Origin of the sequence: Actinomyces sp. S6-Spd3, assembly GCF_000758755.1 — a bacterium.
In the GTDB taxonomy this organism is placed as follows: Bacteria; Actinomycetota; Actinomycetes; order Actinomycetales; family Actinomycetaceae; genus Pauljensenia.
In genome coordinates this window covers 1-763 of record NZ_JRMV01000008.1, presented here as the reverse complement: position 1 = coordinate 763, position 763 = coordinate 1, and the positions used below count along the sequence as shown (strand labels likewise).

The following is a 763-nucleotide window of genomic DNA, read 5'->3' as shown; positions in this document are numbered from 1 at the left end:
CGAAATGATTGATAATCCTTTTTCCCTTACCGGCCTAACGTATGACGACGTTTTGTTACTGCCTGAAATCACAGACGTTGTGCCCTCCGAGGTTGATACGACTGCGCAGCTAACAAAAAACATCACTCTTAAAATCCCGATGCTGTCCGCGGCAATGGACACCGTTACCGAGGCGCGCATGGCTATTGCGATGGCTCGCCAGGGCGGCATTGGCATCTTGCACAGAAACCTGTCGATCGAAGATCAGGCGCAGCAGGTGCGCCAGGTTAAGCGATCCGAATCCGGCATGGTTAGCGACCCAGTGACAATCCACAAGGAAGCCACCATCGAGGAGCTAGACGAACTGTGCGGCCACTACCGAGTTTCCGGCCTGCCCGTTGTGGACGAGGACGGCAAGCTTCACGGCATCATCACCAACCGTGACTTGCGTTTCATTCCTCCGAGCGAATGGGCAACCGCAACGGTAGAACAACACATGACTCCCACGCCGCTTATCACCGCGCCCGTTGGGATCGGTCGCGAAGATGCGAAAGCACTCCTCGCTAAGAATCGCATTGAGAAGCTCCCCATCGTTGATGACCAGGGGCGCCTAGCCGGCCTCATCACCGTTAAAGACTTCGTTAAAACCGAGCAATACCCGGACGCGGCAAAAGACGCGGAGGGTCGCCTTCTAGTTGGCGCAGCAGTGGGCTACTGGGGAGACTCGTGGGATCGTGCAGTGGCGCTCGCGGAAGCAGGCGTAGACGTCCTCGTTGTTGATACC

Annotated in this window: 1 protein-coding gene; it reads left to right on the top strand. The window is 56.6% G+C overall.

Annotation, left to right across the window (positions count from 1 at the left end; all coding sequences use genetic code 11):
• Positions 1-4: 4 nt before the first annotated feature.
• On the top strand, positions 5-763 hold a 759-nt coding region (gene guaB, locus HMPREF1627_RS00050), incomplete at its 3' end, for an IMP dehydrogenase (protein WP_158705772.1).